Origin of the sequence: Thermobifida cellulosilytica TB100, assembly GCF_001517975.1 — a bacterium.
In the GTDB taxonomy this organism is placed as follows: Bacteria; Actinomycetota; Actinomycetes; order Streptosporangiales; family Streptosporangiaceae; genus Thermobifida; species Thermobifida cellulosilytica.
In genome coordinates this window covers 109,587-123,145 of sequence record NZ_KQ950184.1, presented here as the reverse complement: position 1 = coordinate 123,145, position 13,559 = coordinate 109,587, and the positions used below count along the sequence as shown (strand labels likewise).

The 13,559-nt window shown below is 71.4% G+C and carries 11 protein-coding genes; 1 reads left to right on the top strand and 10 read right to left on the bottom strand.

Going from position 1 to position 13,559, the window contains the following annotated elements; genetic code table 11:
- Positions 1-23 precede the first annotated feature (23 nt).
- From AC529_RS15110 to AC529_RS15100, 3 genes are all read right to left on the bottom strand, one after another.
- Complete coding sequence (locus AC529_RS15110; protein ID WP_068758058.1) at positions 24-746, bottom strand: nucleotidyltransferase family protein; 723 nt, start codon at positions 744-746, stop codon at positions 24-26.
- A 79-nt stretch (positions 747-825) separates the two neighbouring features.
- Positions 826-3,225, bottom strand: a complete 2,400-nt coding sequence (locus AC529_RS15105) for an AAA family ATPase (RefSeq protein WP_068757833.1) — start codon at positions 3,223-3,225, stop codon at positions 826-828.
- Positions 3,226-3,364: 139 nt separating this feature from the next.
- Entirely contained in the window at positions 3,365-4,060 is a 696-nt protein-coding gene (locus tag AC529_RS15100) for a ribonuclease HII (RefSeq protein ID WP_068757832.1), read from the bottom strand.
- A gap of 185 nt (positions 4,061-4,245) precedes the next feature.
- Here AC529_RS15100 and AC529_RS15095 point away from each other — a divergent pair, with 185 nt between their 5' ends.
- Entirely contained in the window at positions 4,246-4,935 is a 690-nt protein-coding gene (locus AC529_RS15095) for a hypothetical protein (protein WP_068757831.1), read from the top strand.
- Positions 4,936-5,014: 79 nt separating this feature from the next.
- On the opposite strand, the gene AC529_RS15090 is transcribed toward AC529_RS15095, so the two are convergent.
- The 7 genes from AC529_RS15090 to AC529_RS15060 form a co-directional block, all read right to left on the bottom strand.
- Complete coding sequence (locus AC529_RS15090; RefSeq protein WP_068757830.1) at positions 5,015-6,385, bottom strand: SPFH domain-containing protein; 1,371 nt, start codon at positions 6,383-6,385, stop codon at positions 5,015-5,017.
- Positions 6,385-7,989 (bottom strand): SPFH domain-containing protein, encoded by a 1,605-nt coding sequence (locus tag AC529_RS15085; RefSeq protein ID WP_068757828.1) that lies wholly within the window; start codon positions 7,987-7,989, stop codon positions 6,385-6,387. Before AC529_RS15085 ends, AC529_RS15090 begins: the two co-directional genes overlap by 1 nt.
- 219 nt (positions 7,990-8,208) lie before the next feature.
- Positions 8,209-8,643 carry a type II toxin-antitoxin system VapC family toxin gene (locus tag AC529_RS15080; RefSeq protein ID WP_157080222.1) on the bottom strand — a complete coding sequence of 145 codons (435 nt, stop codon included), beginning with the start codon at positions 8,641-8,643 and terminating at the stop codon, positions 8,209-8,211.
- Positions 8,625-9,032: a hypothetical protein gene (locus tag AC529_RS20580; RefSeq protein ID WP_068757826.1), complete on the bottom strand. Its 408-nt coding sequence runs from the start codon at positions 9,030-9,032 to the stop codon at positions 8,625-8,627. The genes AC529_RS15080 and AC529_RS20580 overlap by 19 nt, the downstream gene beginning before the upstream one ends.
- 140 nt (positions 9,033-9,172) lie before the next feature.
- Positions 9,173-11,989 (bottom strand): vitamin B12-dependent ribonucleotide reductase, encoded by a 2,817-nt coding sequence (locus AC529_RS15070; protein WP_068757824.1) that lies wholly within the window; start codon positions 11,987-11,989, stop codon positions 9,173-9,175.
- 124 nt (positions 11,990-12,113) lie between these two features.
- A complete protein-coding gene (nrdR, locus tag AC529_RS15065; protein WP_068757821.1) occupies positions 12,114-12,575 on the bottom strand; it encodes a transcriptional regulator NrdR in 462 nt (153 codons plus the stop codon).
- A gap of 229 nt (positions 12,576-12,804) precedes the next feature.
- Positions 12,805-13,317, bottom strand: a complete 513-nt coding sequence (locus AC529_RS15060) for a LysM peptidoglycan-binding domain-containing protein (protein WP_068757819.1) — start codon at positions 13,315-13,317, stop codon at positions 12,805-12,807.
- Positions 13,318-13,559: the final 242 nt, after the last annotated feature.

Genomic DNA, 13,559 nt, shown 5'->3' with positions numbered 1-13,559 from the left:
GCGCGCCCTCCCGCGGCCGCGCGTCAGTCCGCGGAGCCGCCGAGCAGGCCGGGGATCTGCTCGCTGGCCTCCTTGACGTCCTTGACCGTGTCCACCCCCCGCCAGAAGCCGTTGATCCGGTAGCCGTAGAGCCGTCCCTGCCGGGCCAGGTCGGGGAAGGTGCTGGACTCGTGGTCGCCCTTGACCGGCAGCAGGGCGGTGGCCTCCGGCTCGAAGGCGTAGACGCCGGCGTTGATCCAGAACGGCAGCAGCGGGCTCTGCGTGAACCCCTCGATGAGGCCGTCGTCGGTGACGTCGACGATGCCCCAACTGGTGCGGTACTGGGCCAGCGCCAGGGTGATGAGGCCGCCCCGGGCGCGGTGGTAGGCGGTGAACTCGTCCAGGGGGAACCAGGTCAGCACGTCGCCGTTGAGCGCGAAGTAGGGGGCGTCGGCGTCCTTGAGACCGGAGGCCGCGAAGCGCAGCGCGCCGCCGCGGCCCAGCGGCTCGTCCTCCACCAGGATGCTGATCGCGGGGCGGGTCCGCCCGGAGAGGTGGTCGCGCAGCACCTCGGCCTTGTAGCCGCAGGAGACCACCACGTGCTCGACCCCGTGCCGGGCCAGCCATTCCAGTTGGTAGTCGATGATCGGCCTGTCGGCGACCTCGACCATGGCCTTGGGGCGGGTGTCGGTGTAGGGGCGCAACCGGGTGGCCTGCCCTCCGGCGAGGATGACGGCCTGTCGGATGGGTTCGCTGGAACGACTCATGAGCGGGACCATAGCAGGGCCTCCGCCGCCCGCCGGGAGAGGATTCCGCCCCGTCTCGCCGCACTCCGTGCGGCGCCGTTCAGCGCTGGGTGATCTCCGCGTAGGCGGCGCGCAGGTCGGCGCTGGTGATCGTGGTCAGGGCGGCGGCGTCGGCGTTCTCCCCCAGGCTCTCCGCGACCCTCAGGTCGCGCTGGGAGCACGCCTTCTCGAACAGCGACCGGGCGAAGCGGCCGTTGCCGAGCTCGTCGATCCAGCCCGTCTCGCACACGTAGCCGAAGATGCGCTCCAGGTCGGCGCGGGCCTCGTCGTCGAAGGAGTCGCCGGTGCGCGCGGCCATGCGCTCCGCGATCTCGGAGAGTTCGGCCGGGGTGTAGCTGGGGAAGGCCACCCGCACGTTGAACCGCGAGGACAGGCCGGCGTTGCTGCTGAGGAAGCGGTCCATGTCCGCCGGGTACCCCGCCAGCACGACGACCAGCCGGTCGCGGTCGTCCTCGGCCCGCTTGAGCAGGGTCTGCACGGCCTCGGCGCCGAACGCGTCGCCGCCGCTGTAGCCCGGGTTGACCAGCGAGTACGCCTCGTCGATGAAGAGCACCCCGCCCAGCGCCCGGTCCACCAGCTTGTTGGTCTTGACCGCGGTGGCGCCCAGGTGCTCGCCGACCAGGTCGACGCGGCCGGCCTCGACCACCTCGGCCCGGTTGAGCAGGCCCAGGGCGGCGAAGACGCGGCCGAGGATGCGGGCGACCGTGGTCTTGCCCGTCCCGGGCGGCCCCACGAAGACGAAGTGCCGCATCGGGGGCTGGGTGCGCAGCCCCTGCCCCTCGCGCAGCCGGGCCACCTGAAGCTGCGCGGCGATCGCGCGGACCTGCCGTTTGACCGGCTCCAGGCCGACCATCGCGTCCAGTTCGGCCAGCGCCTCGGCGAGGTCGGGGGGCGGGGCGAAGCCGGGCAGCCGCTCGGTCAGCGCGGTGCAGGCGGCGGCGATGTCGGCGGCGCGCACCGTGACCAGTTCCTCGGGCTCGGGCCGCCTGCCGGAGGACTCCCGGGTGACCACCCGCACGTCGCGGGCCTCGGCGGCCTTCTCCACCAGGGAGCGGGCGAAGCGGCCGTTGCCGAGCTCGTCGACGACCCCGTGCCGGACCACCTGGTCCATCCTGCTGCGCAGCTCCGCGGCGGCGGAGGCGTCCAGGACGTCGCCGCGCCGGGCGAACAGGGACTCGGCGATGCGGCACAGTTCGTCGGCGGTGTAGCTGGGGAAGCTGATGCGGGTGGCGAACCGGGAGGCCAGGCCCGGGTTGGAGGCCAGGAAGCGGTCCATCTCGGCCTCGTAGCCGGCGAGGATGATCACCAGTTGGTCGCGGTCGTCCTCGGCCCGCTTGAGCAGGGTCTGCACGGCCTCGGCGCCGAACCGGTCGGGCTGCCCGTCCCCCTCGTTGACCAGCGAGTACGCCTCGTCGATGAAGAGCACCCCGCCCAGCGCCCGGTCCACCAGCTCGTTGGTCTTGATGGCGGTGGCGCCCAGGTACTCCCCCACCAGGTCGGCGCGCTGGGCCTCCACCACGCGCGCCGTGGGCAGCAGGCCGAAGGAGTGGAAGATCGCTGCCAGGGCGCGGGCGACCGTGGTCTTGCCGGTCCCGGGCGGTCCGGAGAACACCAGGTGGCGCAGCGGCCGCTCGACGCTGTAGCCGGCGTCGGCGCGCAGCCGGGCCGCCTCGATGGCGGCGGCGAGCGCGCGGACCTGCTGCTTGACCGGTTCCAGGCCGATCATGCCCTCCAGGCGGGCCAGCGCCTCGCTCACCGGCATCGGCTCCTCCGCGGCGGCCTGCCCGCTCCCCGCGGAGCCGCGCCCGCCGCGGGCGCGCGACCGCTTGCCGGGTGCGGGTGCCGCGGGGGGTGCGGGCCGCTCCGGCCGGTAGCGGTTCAGCTCCCTGGTGAGCCGACGCGCGGCCGCGACCCGCCACAGCAGGGCCGCGCCGGTCGCCAGGGCCAGCGCCGCGATCCCCGCCCACACCGGGACCGCCGGGACGATCATGTGGGCCAGTGCGACGCCGAAGCCGGCGATCAGCCCGCCCAGCAGGGCCAGCAGCGTGGTGTGCCACACCGGGAACGCGGTGATGCGGGCGGCGGCGAGGGCGGTCAGCGGCGGCAGCAGCGGCACCAGCAGCAGGACGGGTTCGCCGTGCAGCGGGATGGACAGCAGCGTGTGGGCGAGCAGGGTCCAGCCCACGCAGACCGCGGTGGTGGCCACCGCCGCGGCGGAGTGCATCAGCGCGGCGAACAGCCCGAGCAGCAGGACCGTGCCGACGACGGCCGCCCACACCGGGACCTGCGCGAGGAACGCCGTGACCGCGGCCACGGTGACCGCGCCCAGCCCGACGAGGAGCCGGGTGCGCACCGGAACACGGCGGTAGACGGAACGGAGGCGTTCCACGGAGGCGGTTCCGGGTCGCTGCGCGGCTCGGGGTTCGGTCTGGCGCCCCATCGCTGCCCCTTTCGCGATATGCCCCTGTGCGCCCTGCTTCGCGGACACTCGTACCGGGTCGCGTTCCATACTGCCGCTTCCCGTGGGCGCTGCGTAAGGAGCGCCGCGCGTGTCGCGGCTCCGGACGCCGCGCGCGGGGTCAGTCCAGGAGGCTCAACTGGCCGTCCGCTGCGCCGGGCCGCACCCGGCGCAGGTGCCGCCAGCGGGGCAGGCGGTCCAGGTAGGACCAGGTCATCCGGTGGTGCGGGGTGGGGCCGCGCTCGGCGAGCGCGGCCCGGTGGGCCGGTGAGGGGTAGCCCGCGCCGGTGGCGAAACCGTATCCGGGGTACTCGGTGTCCAGTTCGGCCATCAGCGCGTCCCGGTGCACCTTGGCCAGCACCGAGGCCGCGGCGACACTGACGCAGGTCAGGTCGGCCTTGACACGGGTACGGACCGTCCAGGGGGCGCCGAGGTAGTCGTGCTTGCCGTCGAGGAGGACCGCGTCGGGGCGGACGGACAGGGCCTCCAGCGCCCGGTTGGCCGCCAGGCGCAGCGCCTCGGTCATGCCGAGCTCGTCGATCTCGGCCGGGGACGCCTGGCCGAACGCGTGGTCGCGGACCCAGTCGCGGACCTGCTGGGCCATTGCGGTGCGGCGCCGGGGGGAGAGCCGTTTGGAGTCGGTGAGCCCCTCGGGGGGCGGCGAGCCGTCGGTGACCGCCGCGCACACCAGCACGGGTCCGGCCCAGGCGCCCCGTCCCACCTCGTCGACCCCGGCGACCACCGCCGCGCCCTCCGCGGCGAGCTCGCGCTCCAGGTCGTAGGTGGGCGGGGGAACGGGTGCCGATGCCTTCGCCATTCGCCCCAGGGTAGCGGGATTCCGCGCTACCGTGCGGTATCGCGCTTCTGCTGTCCTCGGCTCCCCTATTCTGGGAATGTTACGGGCCGCGCCGCGCGGACCGCCGTCCGGCGGCCGTACCCGCGGGTGTGTCGGGCCCGCACGTCCCTTGCCACTTCTCTTCGTTCGTTGGGGGCTGCCTCCTCATGTCCGCCGCCATTCCCGAGCCCACCGGACCCGCACCGCAGGGTGGACAGCCAGGGACCGGGGAGGAATCGGTCGCCAAACTGATCTCCATCGCACCCAGACCCACTCTCGCGCAGCGGCTCATCTCCTGGGCCTCCCGCCCTCCGGGCAAGCTCTACCTGCCCAGTTGCGTCATCGTCGCGCTGGTGCTGCTGTACGAGGACAGCGTTCCCGGCGGCCACCTGACCAGCTTCGTCCTCGGTCTGGGCGGGGGCGCGGTCCTCGCCACCATGGGAGCGCTGCGCCTGGGCATCGCGATGACCGTGGCCCGGCCCATGATCCGCTACTACTGGCTGCGCTGGATCACTCCGCCGCTGATCGCGCTCGCGGCCGTCGCGCTGTCCCTGGCCGACGTCCCGTTGCAGGCCCGGGTCGACGCGTCGGCCGCCGACCTGCTGCACCTGCGGGAGACCACCGGTTCCTCCGGGGTGGTCCTGCCCGAGGAGCGGTGGACGGGCTTCTACCCCATCAGCGAGGTCAGCGAGCGTGAGGGCGTGACGCTGTTCACGGTGGAGGGGGCCGGGCTCCTCAAGAAGTCGGGGCTGGCCTACAGCCCCAAGGCACTGGAAACCGACGTGTTCCTCCCCGGCCACGGCAACGTGGTCTACGAGCACGTCAAGGGCAACTGGTACTCCTGGACCGACTACTGATCCGCCGCGAGCGGGCCGCGACGTGACCAGGGGGGCCGTCCGTCGGGACGGCCCCCCTGCCGTTGTCTGCCGGAGTCGGTCAGACCTGCCACTGCTCCCGCAGCCGGGCCGCTTCGGCGGCCGCGCCCTGCACCTGCTGCAACGGGTCCGCCTCTCCGGCCGCCGCGACCGGCGAGGACCCGCCCAGGCCGCGCGGTCGGCGGTTGTCGGCGATTCCCGGCAGGAGCTGGGCGAGCAGGAGCGTGGACAGCGCCGAGGTGTCCCCCGACGCGGAGTCGGTGCGCACCACCACCGGCTTGGGCGCCTGCTCGGCGAGTTTGGCCCCCACGTCCAGGCGGCGGCGGGCCAGCTCGTAGCGGAGCATCGCGCGGTTGTCCCGGTAGGCGGTGGCCAGCCGCCGCTGGGCGGTGGCCTCGTTGACGGCCGCCACCAGGTTGGTGCGGCCGCGCGTCTCGATCTCGTAGCGCACGCGCTGCGCCTCGGTCTCCTGTTCCTCCAGCATCTGCGCGACGTCCTTGCGCGCCCGGTTCAGCGCCGCCTTGACCTCGACGATCTTGGCGTCCCGGGCCTTCTTGGAACGCTCGATGTCCATCAGGAGCGTGTCGATACGGCGCTTGCGGGTCAGCTCCCACTCCTGCTCGTAGGCGATCAGCTCCTTGGCGACCCGCTCCCGGGTGGACAGGTGCTGCTGGTACTGGTTGGGCAGTTGCACGTCGGGGATGTTGCACCCCATGATCTGCACGCCGTACCGGCTGAGCTGGTGGTTCAGCAGCTCCTGCATGTCCGCCACGTCGGAGCCGCGCAGGTCGTAGGCGTTCTCGGTCTGCACCCGGCGGCTGCGCTGGCGGATGGCGTCCTGCACCGCGTTGGACAGCACCAGGTCGAAGTTGCTGGCGCCGATGGTGCGCACGAACGCGACCGCGTTGGTGATGCGGAACTTCAGGAAGAACTCGATCGACTTGAGCGGCACGTTCTCCTGGGTGGGGCAGGCGAGCACGGGCGCGTTGTAGGGGATCTCGGTGGAGGTGTCCACGACGAAGTCGACCCGGGTCCAGGGGTGCCACAGGTAGTGGCGGCCCGGCCCCAGTTCGGCGACGATGGCCCCGAACCTGGTGAGCACGCCGGTGGTGCCCTGCTCGATCTCCACGATGGAGGAGCGCCACCACCACAGCAGGGCGAGCACCACCGAGACGACCCCGAAGAACAGGGCGGGAACCGCGATGACGGTCCCGACCACTCCGCCGACGGCCACCGCCGACACGAGCGCCGTCAGGATCAGGTAGAGGCCGACCCACACCAGGGTCATCCACTTCAGTCCCCGGCTGTCGCGGGGGATGACGACGGGGACCAGGGCACCCTGGTCGCCGCCGCGCAGCAGGCGGGCGATGTCGCCCCAGGAGGCGAGCGACTCCCGGATGGTGGAGTTGCCGCGGCCGGTCGGTTGGCTCATCACTGGCCTCCCCGCTGGTAGAGCTCGGACTGGTCCGTGTTCGGCCCGGCACCGGGCAGGTCGCCCTCCGCGGCCTGTCCGGCCTCCGCCACGGCCTCCCCGGCGACGGGGGCGGAGGCCCTCTCACCCAGGAGCGCGGCGATCTCGGGTTCGCGGGCGGCGATGCGCTCCTCGATCTCGGAGAGGCGCTCGCGGATGGCCGCGATGTCCTCGTCGGAGAAGAGCACCTGGTCGGCGCCGCCGATGAGCTGCTGGGCCACCTGGAGGAAGTCGATGGCGGCGTCGCCGTCCCCGATCTGCACCAGTTGCGGCAGGCTGTCGGCGACCGCCTCCAGCTTGTCCAGCAGGTCCTGCTGGAAGCGGTAGTTGAGGATCTCGGGCGCCTCGGCCGCGCTGACCGCGCGGATGTCCAGGGCCTGGGCCTCCAGCAGTGCCGCGTTGGCCTGGGCGGCGCTCTCGGCCTCGACGAACCGCTGGCGGGCCAGGGCGCGGGCCCGGTTGGTCTCCCGCTCCAGGGCGGTGTCCATCTGTGCCTGGTACTGCGCGATCTCGGCCTGGATCGCGGAGAGGGTCTCGTTGAGGGAGGCGAGCTCCTTGTTGAGATCGCCCTCGTTCTGCTCCTTGCGCAGTTGGAGCTGGTACTCGTAGGTGTACGCCTCCTTGGCCACCCGCACCATCTCGGGGGCGGCCAGGTCCATGCGGTACTCCTGGCTGGACGGCTCGGCGTGGGTGATGTTGGCGTTGGTCAGCCGCACCGCGGGCAGGAACTGCTGGTTGAGCTGGTCCAGCAGGCGGGCGGTGTTCTCGCCGACCAGGTCGTAGATCTCCGCGGCCTGCTGCTCGTAGATGAGGCTGCGGGTGGTCTCGCTGATGGCGTTGTTGAGCTTGTCCTGGAAGCCCTGGACCGCGCCCAGGGTGAAGACGAACTCGACGGGGTCCTCGATGCGGAACTGGAGGAACAGGTCGACCGACGCCTTGACGCCGCTCTTGGTGGGGGCCTCGCGGATCGGGGCGTTGAAGGGGTACTCCCGGGTCGTGTTGACGATGTAGGAGACGCGCTTCCACGGGTTGAACAGGGTGACCCGGCCAGGGCCGACGACCTGCTCCAGCTTTCCGAACTTGCTGATCAGCGCCACACAGCCGTCGGGGACCATGACCATGCCCTGGCGCCACCAGCCGAAGGCGCCGATGGCGACGACCAGCAGCCAGTAGTGCGGGCCGAAGAAGACCATGGTGGCGCCCGGGACGGCCAGGGTGAGCAGGGTGCCCACGAGACCGAGCACGGCGAGCAGGATCACGGGCAGCATCGCGCCCGCGGTGCGACCGCGCGGGATCACCATCGGGCAGATGACGTGGACCGGGCCTTCGGGGCCGGGCTCGTACCTGCTGCGGTTGAGGGCCTCCCCCGCGTTGGCCAGCGAGGTGGTCTGCTGTTCGATCCGGGTGCCCACGGAGGCGCCGTGGTCGCGTGCCGCCAGGAAGTCGCCTGGATCGAGTCCGAACTGGTCCGCTGCCCGGTTGACAGCGTCGCCGAGCGCCGTGCGCGGATCAGCCCCTTGGGCTATCGCGCTCGCGGCTCCGCGCACTGTTTGCGCGAAGGACATGGGCGAGGGCTCCTTTCGCTCAGTTGGGGGGGTGTGTTTTCGGACGTAATACACCTTTCGACGGTTCCACTGTGCTGCCTGCGGGGTCGCAATCCTGCCGCGGGGTTGCGGTCCACCGGGGCGCGGTGGAACGACGGTCCGATAACGGCATCGCGGTCCGCTGCGGGGGCGTGCGCCGGGGCACGCGGCGCCGACGCCCTCCGATCCGGCCGCGGACGTTCATACGTGGACCACGGCGACCCGCTGGTGCTTGGGCCGGTCCGGCTCCTCGACGAGCCGGCTGAGGTCGTCGGGGTCGCTGGTCAGCAGCACCACCGGGCGTTCCTGGCCGAGCGCGGTCACCGCCACCACCGAGTCGATCGCGCAGCGGTGGCCGGTCAGGCCGGTCCTCCCCAGCAGCTCACCGGCGCCGCGGGCGATCTCGGGGGTGACCGCGAGCACCGAGATCCGGGAGAGCACGCGGTGGATCGCGGCGTCCCGGGGGCCGCCGCGGAGCACCTCCGCGAGGGTGACCGCGCTGACCACCACACGGGCCCGGCGGCGGTGGGCGACCTCCAGGTGCGCCCGTGCGCGTTCGTCGCCGTCCGCGATCTTGGACAGGCCCTCGCTGTCGAGGACGAGGGTGCCTCCTCCGGTCAGTCGGCGTCCGGCCACGCCGCCTCCGCCTCCGCCAGGCTCTGTTCGGAGACCGGCCCGTACTCGTTCTCCAGCAGGTCGGCGAGTTCGGCCAGCAGGTCCAGTTCCAACTGTCGGCTGACCGCCTCGGTCACGTAGCGGCTGAACTCGCCGCGTCCGACGCGTTCGTGGACGGCGGAGCTGAGGTCCTCCGGCATGGAGATGCTGATCTTGCGGGTCCGGCTTGCGGAGCCGGAGGAGAAGCGCCCCCGCTCTCCGACGTGCCACCGTGCCGTCTCCCCGCGGTGGGGGAGCTTCCCGCTGTCGTGGAGCGCGGTGATCACCGTGAGAGGGTCGACCTGCCCCGACCGCAGAGCTCTGACGAGTTCGGCGGACACCTCCGAGGGGGTGCCGTGTTCAGTGTCCATCGAGTCAACTCTCACAACCGCGATGCTACCAATGGTATTACCGTCATACCCGCTCCTCCGCCGCGCTCACCGCCCCGAGACAGCGAACGGGGGCGGCCGGTGGGCCGCCCCCGTGGGACGTGTGCGCCAACGCGCCGGGATCAACTGCAACCGCTGGTGGAGCCGCAGCCCTCGCAGACGTAGCAGCTCCCGGACGGCCGCATCTTGGTGCCGCAGCTCACGCAGAGCGGGGCGTCGGCGCTGAAGCCCTGCCGGGCCTCGGCCGCCTCCACCGTCCCGCGGACCCCGGTGGTCCGGGGAGCCTCGAGCAGCGGGTCGCCCGCCTCGGCCACCGGCGCCGACTGGGCGTAGGTGACCACCTGGGCGGCGACCTGCGCGGGGTCCTCCCCGGCGGCCTGGGCGGCGCGCTCCTCGGCGGAGAGCACGCCCAGCGCCGCGCGCTCCTCGTAGGGCAGGTAGTCCAGGGCCAGACGGCGGAAGATGTAGTCCACCACCGACTGCGCCATCCGGATGTCGGGGTCGTCGGTCATCCCGGCCGGCTCGAAGCGCATGTTGGTGAACTTCTCCACGTAGGTCTCCAGCGGCACCCCGTACTGGAGGGCGATGGAGATCGCGATGGAGAAGGCGTCCATGATCCCGGCCAGGGTGGAGCCCTGCTTGCCGAGCTTGAGGAACACCTCGCCCAGGCCGTCGTCGGGGTAGGAGCCCGCGGTGATGTAGCCCTCGGCTCCGCCGACGGTGAAGGAGACGGTCTGGCTGGGACGCCGCTTGGGCAGCCTGCGCCGCACCGGGCGCCGCACCTCGACGGTGCGGGGGGCCTGCTCGGCCTTCTCCTTCTCCTCCTTCTTGGCGGTGGACAGCGGCTGGCCGACCTTGCAGTTGTCCCGGTAGACCGCCAGCGCCTTGAGGCCCTTCTTCCAGCCCTCGTAGTAGAGGCGCTCGAAGTCCTCGACGGTGGCCTCCTCCGGGACGTTGACGGTCTTGGAGACCGCGCCGGACAGGAACGGCTGGACCGCCGCCATCATGTCCACGTGCCCCATGGGCCGGATGTAGCGCCGCCCCGTGGCGCAGTCGAAGATCTCGTAGTGCTCGGGCTTGAGACCGGGCGCGTCGACCACGTGCCCGTGCTCGGCGACGTAGGCGACGATGGCCTCGATCTGCTCCTCCTGGTAGCCGAGGGTCCGCAGCGCCCGGGGGATGCCCTGGTTGACGATCTGCATGGACCCGCCGCCCACCAGCTTCTTGAACTTGACCAGGGAGAAGTCGGGCTCGATGCCGGTGGTGTCGCAGTCCAGCATGAAGGAGATGGTGCCGGTCGGCGCGAGCAGGCTCGCCTGGGCGTTGCGCCAGCCGTTCTTCTCGCCGATCTCCAGGCACTCCCGCCACGCCCGGGTGGCGGCGGCGTGGATCGGCTTCTCCAGCTCGCCGACGGTCTTGAGGGCGTCGTTGGCGGCGGCGTGCTTGCGCATGACGCGCTTGTGGGACTCGGCGTTCTTGGCGTAGCCGTCGTAGGCGCCGACCACCCCGGCCAGCTCGGCGCTGCGCCGGTAGGCGGCGCCGGTCATGAGCGAGGTGATGGCGGCGGCCACGGCGCGTCCGCCGTCGGAGTCGTAGGCGTGGCCGGTGGCCATCAGCAGCGCGCCGAGGTTGGTGTAGCCGATGCCCAGTTGGCGGAAGGCCCGCGTGGTCTCGGCGATCTTCTCGGTGGGGAAGTCGGCGAAGGTGATGGAGATGTCCATCGCCGTGATGACCAGCTCGACGAGCCGCTCGAACTCCTCGACGCGGAAGGAGCCGTCGTCGTCGAGGAACTTCATCAGGTTGATGGAGGCCAGGTTGCAGGAGGAGTTGTCCAGGTGGACGTACTCCGAGCAGGGGTTGCTGGCGGTGATCCGGCCGCTCTCGGGCGTGGTGTGCCAGTCGTTGATGGTGTCGTCGTACTGGATGCCCGGGTCGGCGCACTCCCAGGCGGCCCGGGCCATCTTGCGGAACAGCTCCTTGGCCTTGACCTTCTCGATGACCTCGCCGGTGGTGCGGGCGACTAGGCCGAACTCGGCGTCCTGCTCCACGGCCCGCATGAACTCGTCGGAGACGCGCACCGAGTTGTTGGCGTTCTGGTACTGGATGCTGACGATGTCGGCGCCGCCCAGGTCGACGTCGAAGCCCGCGTCGCGCAGCGCGCGGATCTTGTGCTCCTCACGGGCCTTGCACTCGATGAACTCCTCGATGTCGGGGTGGTCCACGTCGAGGACGACCATCTTGGCGGCCCGCCGGGTCGCGCCGCCGGACTTGATCGTCCCGGCGGAGGCGTCGGCGCCGCGCATGAAGGAGACCGGGCCGGAGGCGGTGCCGCCGGAGGAGAGCAGCTCCTTGCTGGAGCGGATGCGCGAGAGGTTCACGCCCGCGCCCGAGCCGCCCTTGAAGATGACCCCCTCCTCCTTGTACCAGTCGAGGATCGACTCCATGGTGTCCTCGACCGACAGGATGAAGCAGGCGGAGACCTGGGCCTTCGACGAGGTGCCGACGTTGAACCAGACCGGGGAGTTGAAGCTGAACATCTGGTGGACGAGGGCGTACTTGAGCTCGTGGTCGAAGATCTCGGCGTCCTCGTCGGAGGCGAAGTAGCCGTGCTCGCGGCCGGTCGCGGTGTAGGTGTTGACGACCCGGTCGACGAGCTGCTTGAGGCTCCACTCGCGCTGCGGGGTGCCCAGCGCGCCGCGGAAGTACTTGCTGGCCACGATCTGGGTGGCGTTCATCGACCAGCTCTTGGGGAACTCGACCCCGTTCTGCTGGAAGTTGATCGAGCCGTCCCGCCAGTTGGTCATGACGACGTCGCGGCGTTCCCACTCCACGGTGTCGTAGGGGTGGACTCCGGGAGTGGTGAAGACCCGCCGGATCTTCAGTCCTCCCCGGGCTTTCCTGCCCTTGCGTGTAGCAGAGCCGCTCGCCGTCTCGGTCATGTCGCTTTGCTCCCCCATCTGTGAAGAGGTGTACCCGGTCGGTGCCTGCCGCCCGGTCCCGTCGCGGCACGGCGGCACCGTGCGTGTTCTCTGGTCTGCTGGACGCTGTGGGGCGTCGGGTGGGTCAGTCCTGCGGCGCGGCACGCTCCGCTCTCAGCTCCGCGATCTCGTTCTCGAAGTCCTCCAGGGACTCGAAGCTGCGGTAGACGCTCGCGAAGCGCAGGTAGGCGACCTCGTCCAGGTCGCGCAGCGGCCCGAGGATGGCGAGCCCGATCTCGTGGGAGGGGACCTCGGCGGCCCCGCGGGCGCGGATGGTCTCCTCGACCCGCTGGCCGAGGAGGGCGAGGGCGTCCTCGCTGACCGGGCGGCCCTGGCAGGCCCGTCGGACTCCAGCGATGATCTTGCTGCGGGAGAAGGGCTCGGTGACGCCCGACCGCTTGGCGACCATGAGCAGCACGGTCTCCTGGGTGGTGAATCTCCTCTCGCAGGCCGGGCAGGAGCGGCGGCGCCGGATCGCGGCCCCCTCCTCTGCGGCGCGGCTGTCGATCACCCGGGTGTCCTGGTTCTGGCAGAAGGGGCAGCGCACCAGTCCTCTTCCTTCCCAGGTCAACGCCGAAGGACCACAACTTGTGGATGCTTTCACCCACGCGGGTACAAGATTTAGTGGTCGATAACCTAGACCTCACCGTCCCCGGGCGCAACTCGCCGGTCCGTCTCCCGGAAGTGTCGTGGCACACACCCCAGCCGTCCCGCGGGCACGGCGCAGCCGCGGGCGTCCGCCTGGTGCGGGCAGGCGGCGGGAGCGGGGTTCGGGGTCAGTGGGAGGGCAGCACGAGCTCCTGGCCCGGCGTGAGGACCGGTCCGGTCAGGTTGTTGATCTCGACGAGCTCGTCCACCGTCTTGCGCGGGTCCTCCGCGGGGCGGATCCGCTCGGCGATCTCCCAGAGCGTGTCCCCCTCGTTGACGATGAGGGTGTGCGACCGCTCGGGCAGGTCCATGAGGCTCTCGGTGGAGGCGTCGGCGGTGGTGGCGCTCAGGGCCACGAAGGCCACGGAGAGGAGTCCGCAGCCCGCCGCGGCAGCCGTGCCGAGCAGGCTGTACAGGACGATCCGGCCGCGCCTGGTCAGCCGGGGCGGCCCGGCGGGGACGGGACGGGTGCTGCGACGGCTCCCGGCGGCCTGGAGATGTCGGTGCGGCTCCACGGCGCCGGCCCACTCCGGCACCTCGCGGGACCAGTCGTAGAGACCGGGAGCGCGGTCGTCGCGGGCCGCACGGCGGAGGACACGGTCGGCGGCCTGCGCGGCGCGCGGCAGCGCGGTCTGGGACATCGTCGTCTCCTTACCTCCACCGGCTAGAACTGGCGTTCGACTACTACCGCATTCCGGGAAATTTTTCAGCACCATCTCGAACGTTTGTTTGATCTCGCCTTGTGCAGGGACTAACGTGGAATGTGTTTCGTTCCGGTAGAGCGTCGGCGTCGGTCGTGTCACACCGCCACCCTCGGCCATCCGGAACAAGCACCGATGCCACACAGCCGACAGTCCACGACCCAGGACACCGACCGCCGAGG

Bases quoted from the DNA above. Each gene is read 5' to 3' on its own strand.
- AC529_RS15090 (WP_068757830.1), bottom strand. From the start codon at position 6,385: ATGAGCCAACCGACCGGCCGCGGCAACTCCACCATCCGGGAGTCGCTC.
- AC529_RS15105 (WP_068757833.1), bottom strand. From the start codon at position 3,225: ATGGGGCGCCAGACCGAACCCCGAGCCGCGCAGCGACCCGGAACCGCC.
- AC529_RS15085 (WP_068757828.1), bottom strand. From the start codon at position 7,989: ATGTCCTTCGCGCAAACAGTGCGCGGAGCCGCGAGCGCGATAGCCCAA.
- AC529_RS20580 (WP_068757826.1), bottom strand. From the start codon at position 9,032: ATGGACACTGAACACGGCACCCCCTCGGAGGTGTCCGCCGAACTCGTC.
- AC529_RS15100 (WP_068757832.1), bottom strand. From the start codon at position 4,060: ATGGCGAAGGCATCGGCACCCGTTCCCCCGCCCACCTACGACCTGGAG.
- AC529_RS15070 (WP_068757824.1), bottom strand. From the start codon at position 11,989: ATGACCGAGACGGCGAGCGGCTCTGCTACACGCAAGGGCAGGAAAGCC.
- AC529_RS15110 (WP_068758058.1), bottom strand. From the start codon at position 746: ATGAGTCGTTCCAGCGAACCCATCCGACAGGCCGTCATCCTCGCCGGA.
- AC529_RS15095 (WP_068757831.1), top strand. From the start codon at position 4,246: ATGTCCGCCGCCATTCCCGAGCCCACCGGACCCGCACCGCAGGGTGGA.
- AC529_RS15060 (WP_068757819.1), bottom strand. From the start codon at position 13,317: ATGTCCCAGACCGCGCTGCCGCGCGCCGCGCAGGCCGCCGACCGTGTC.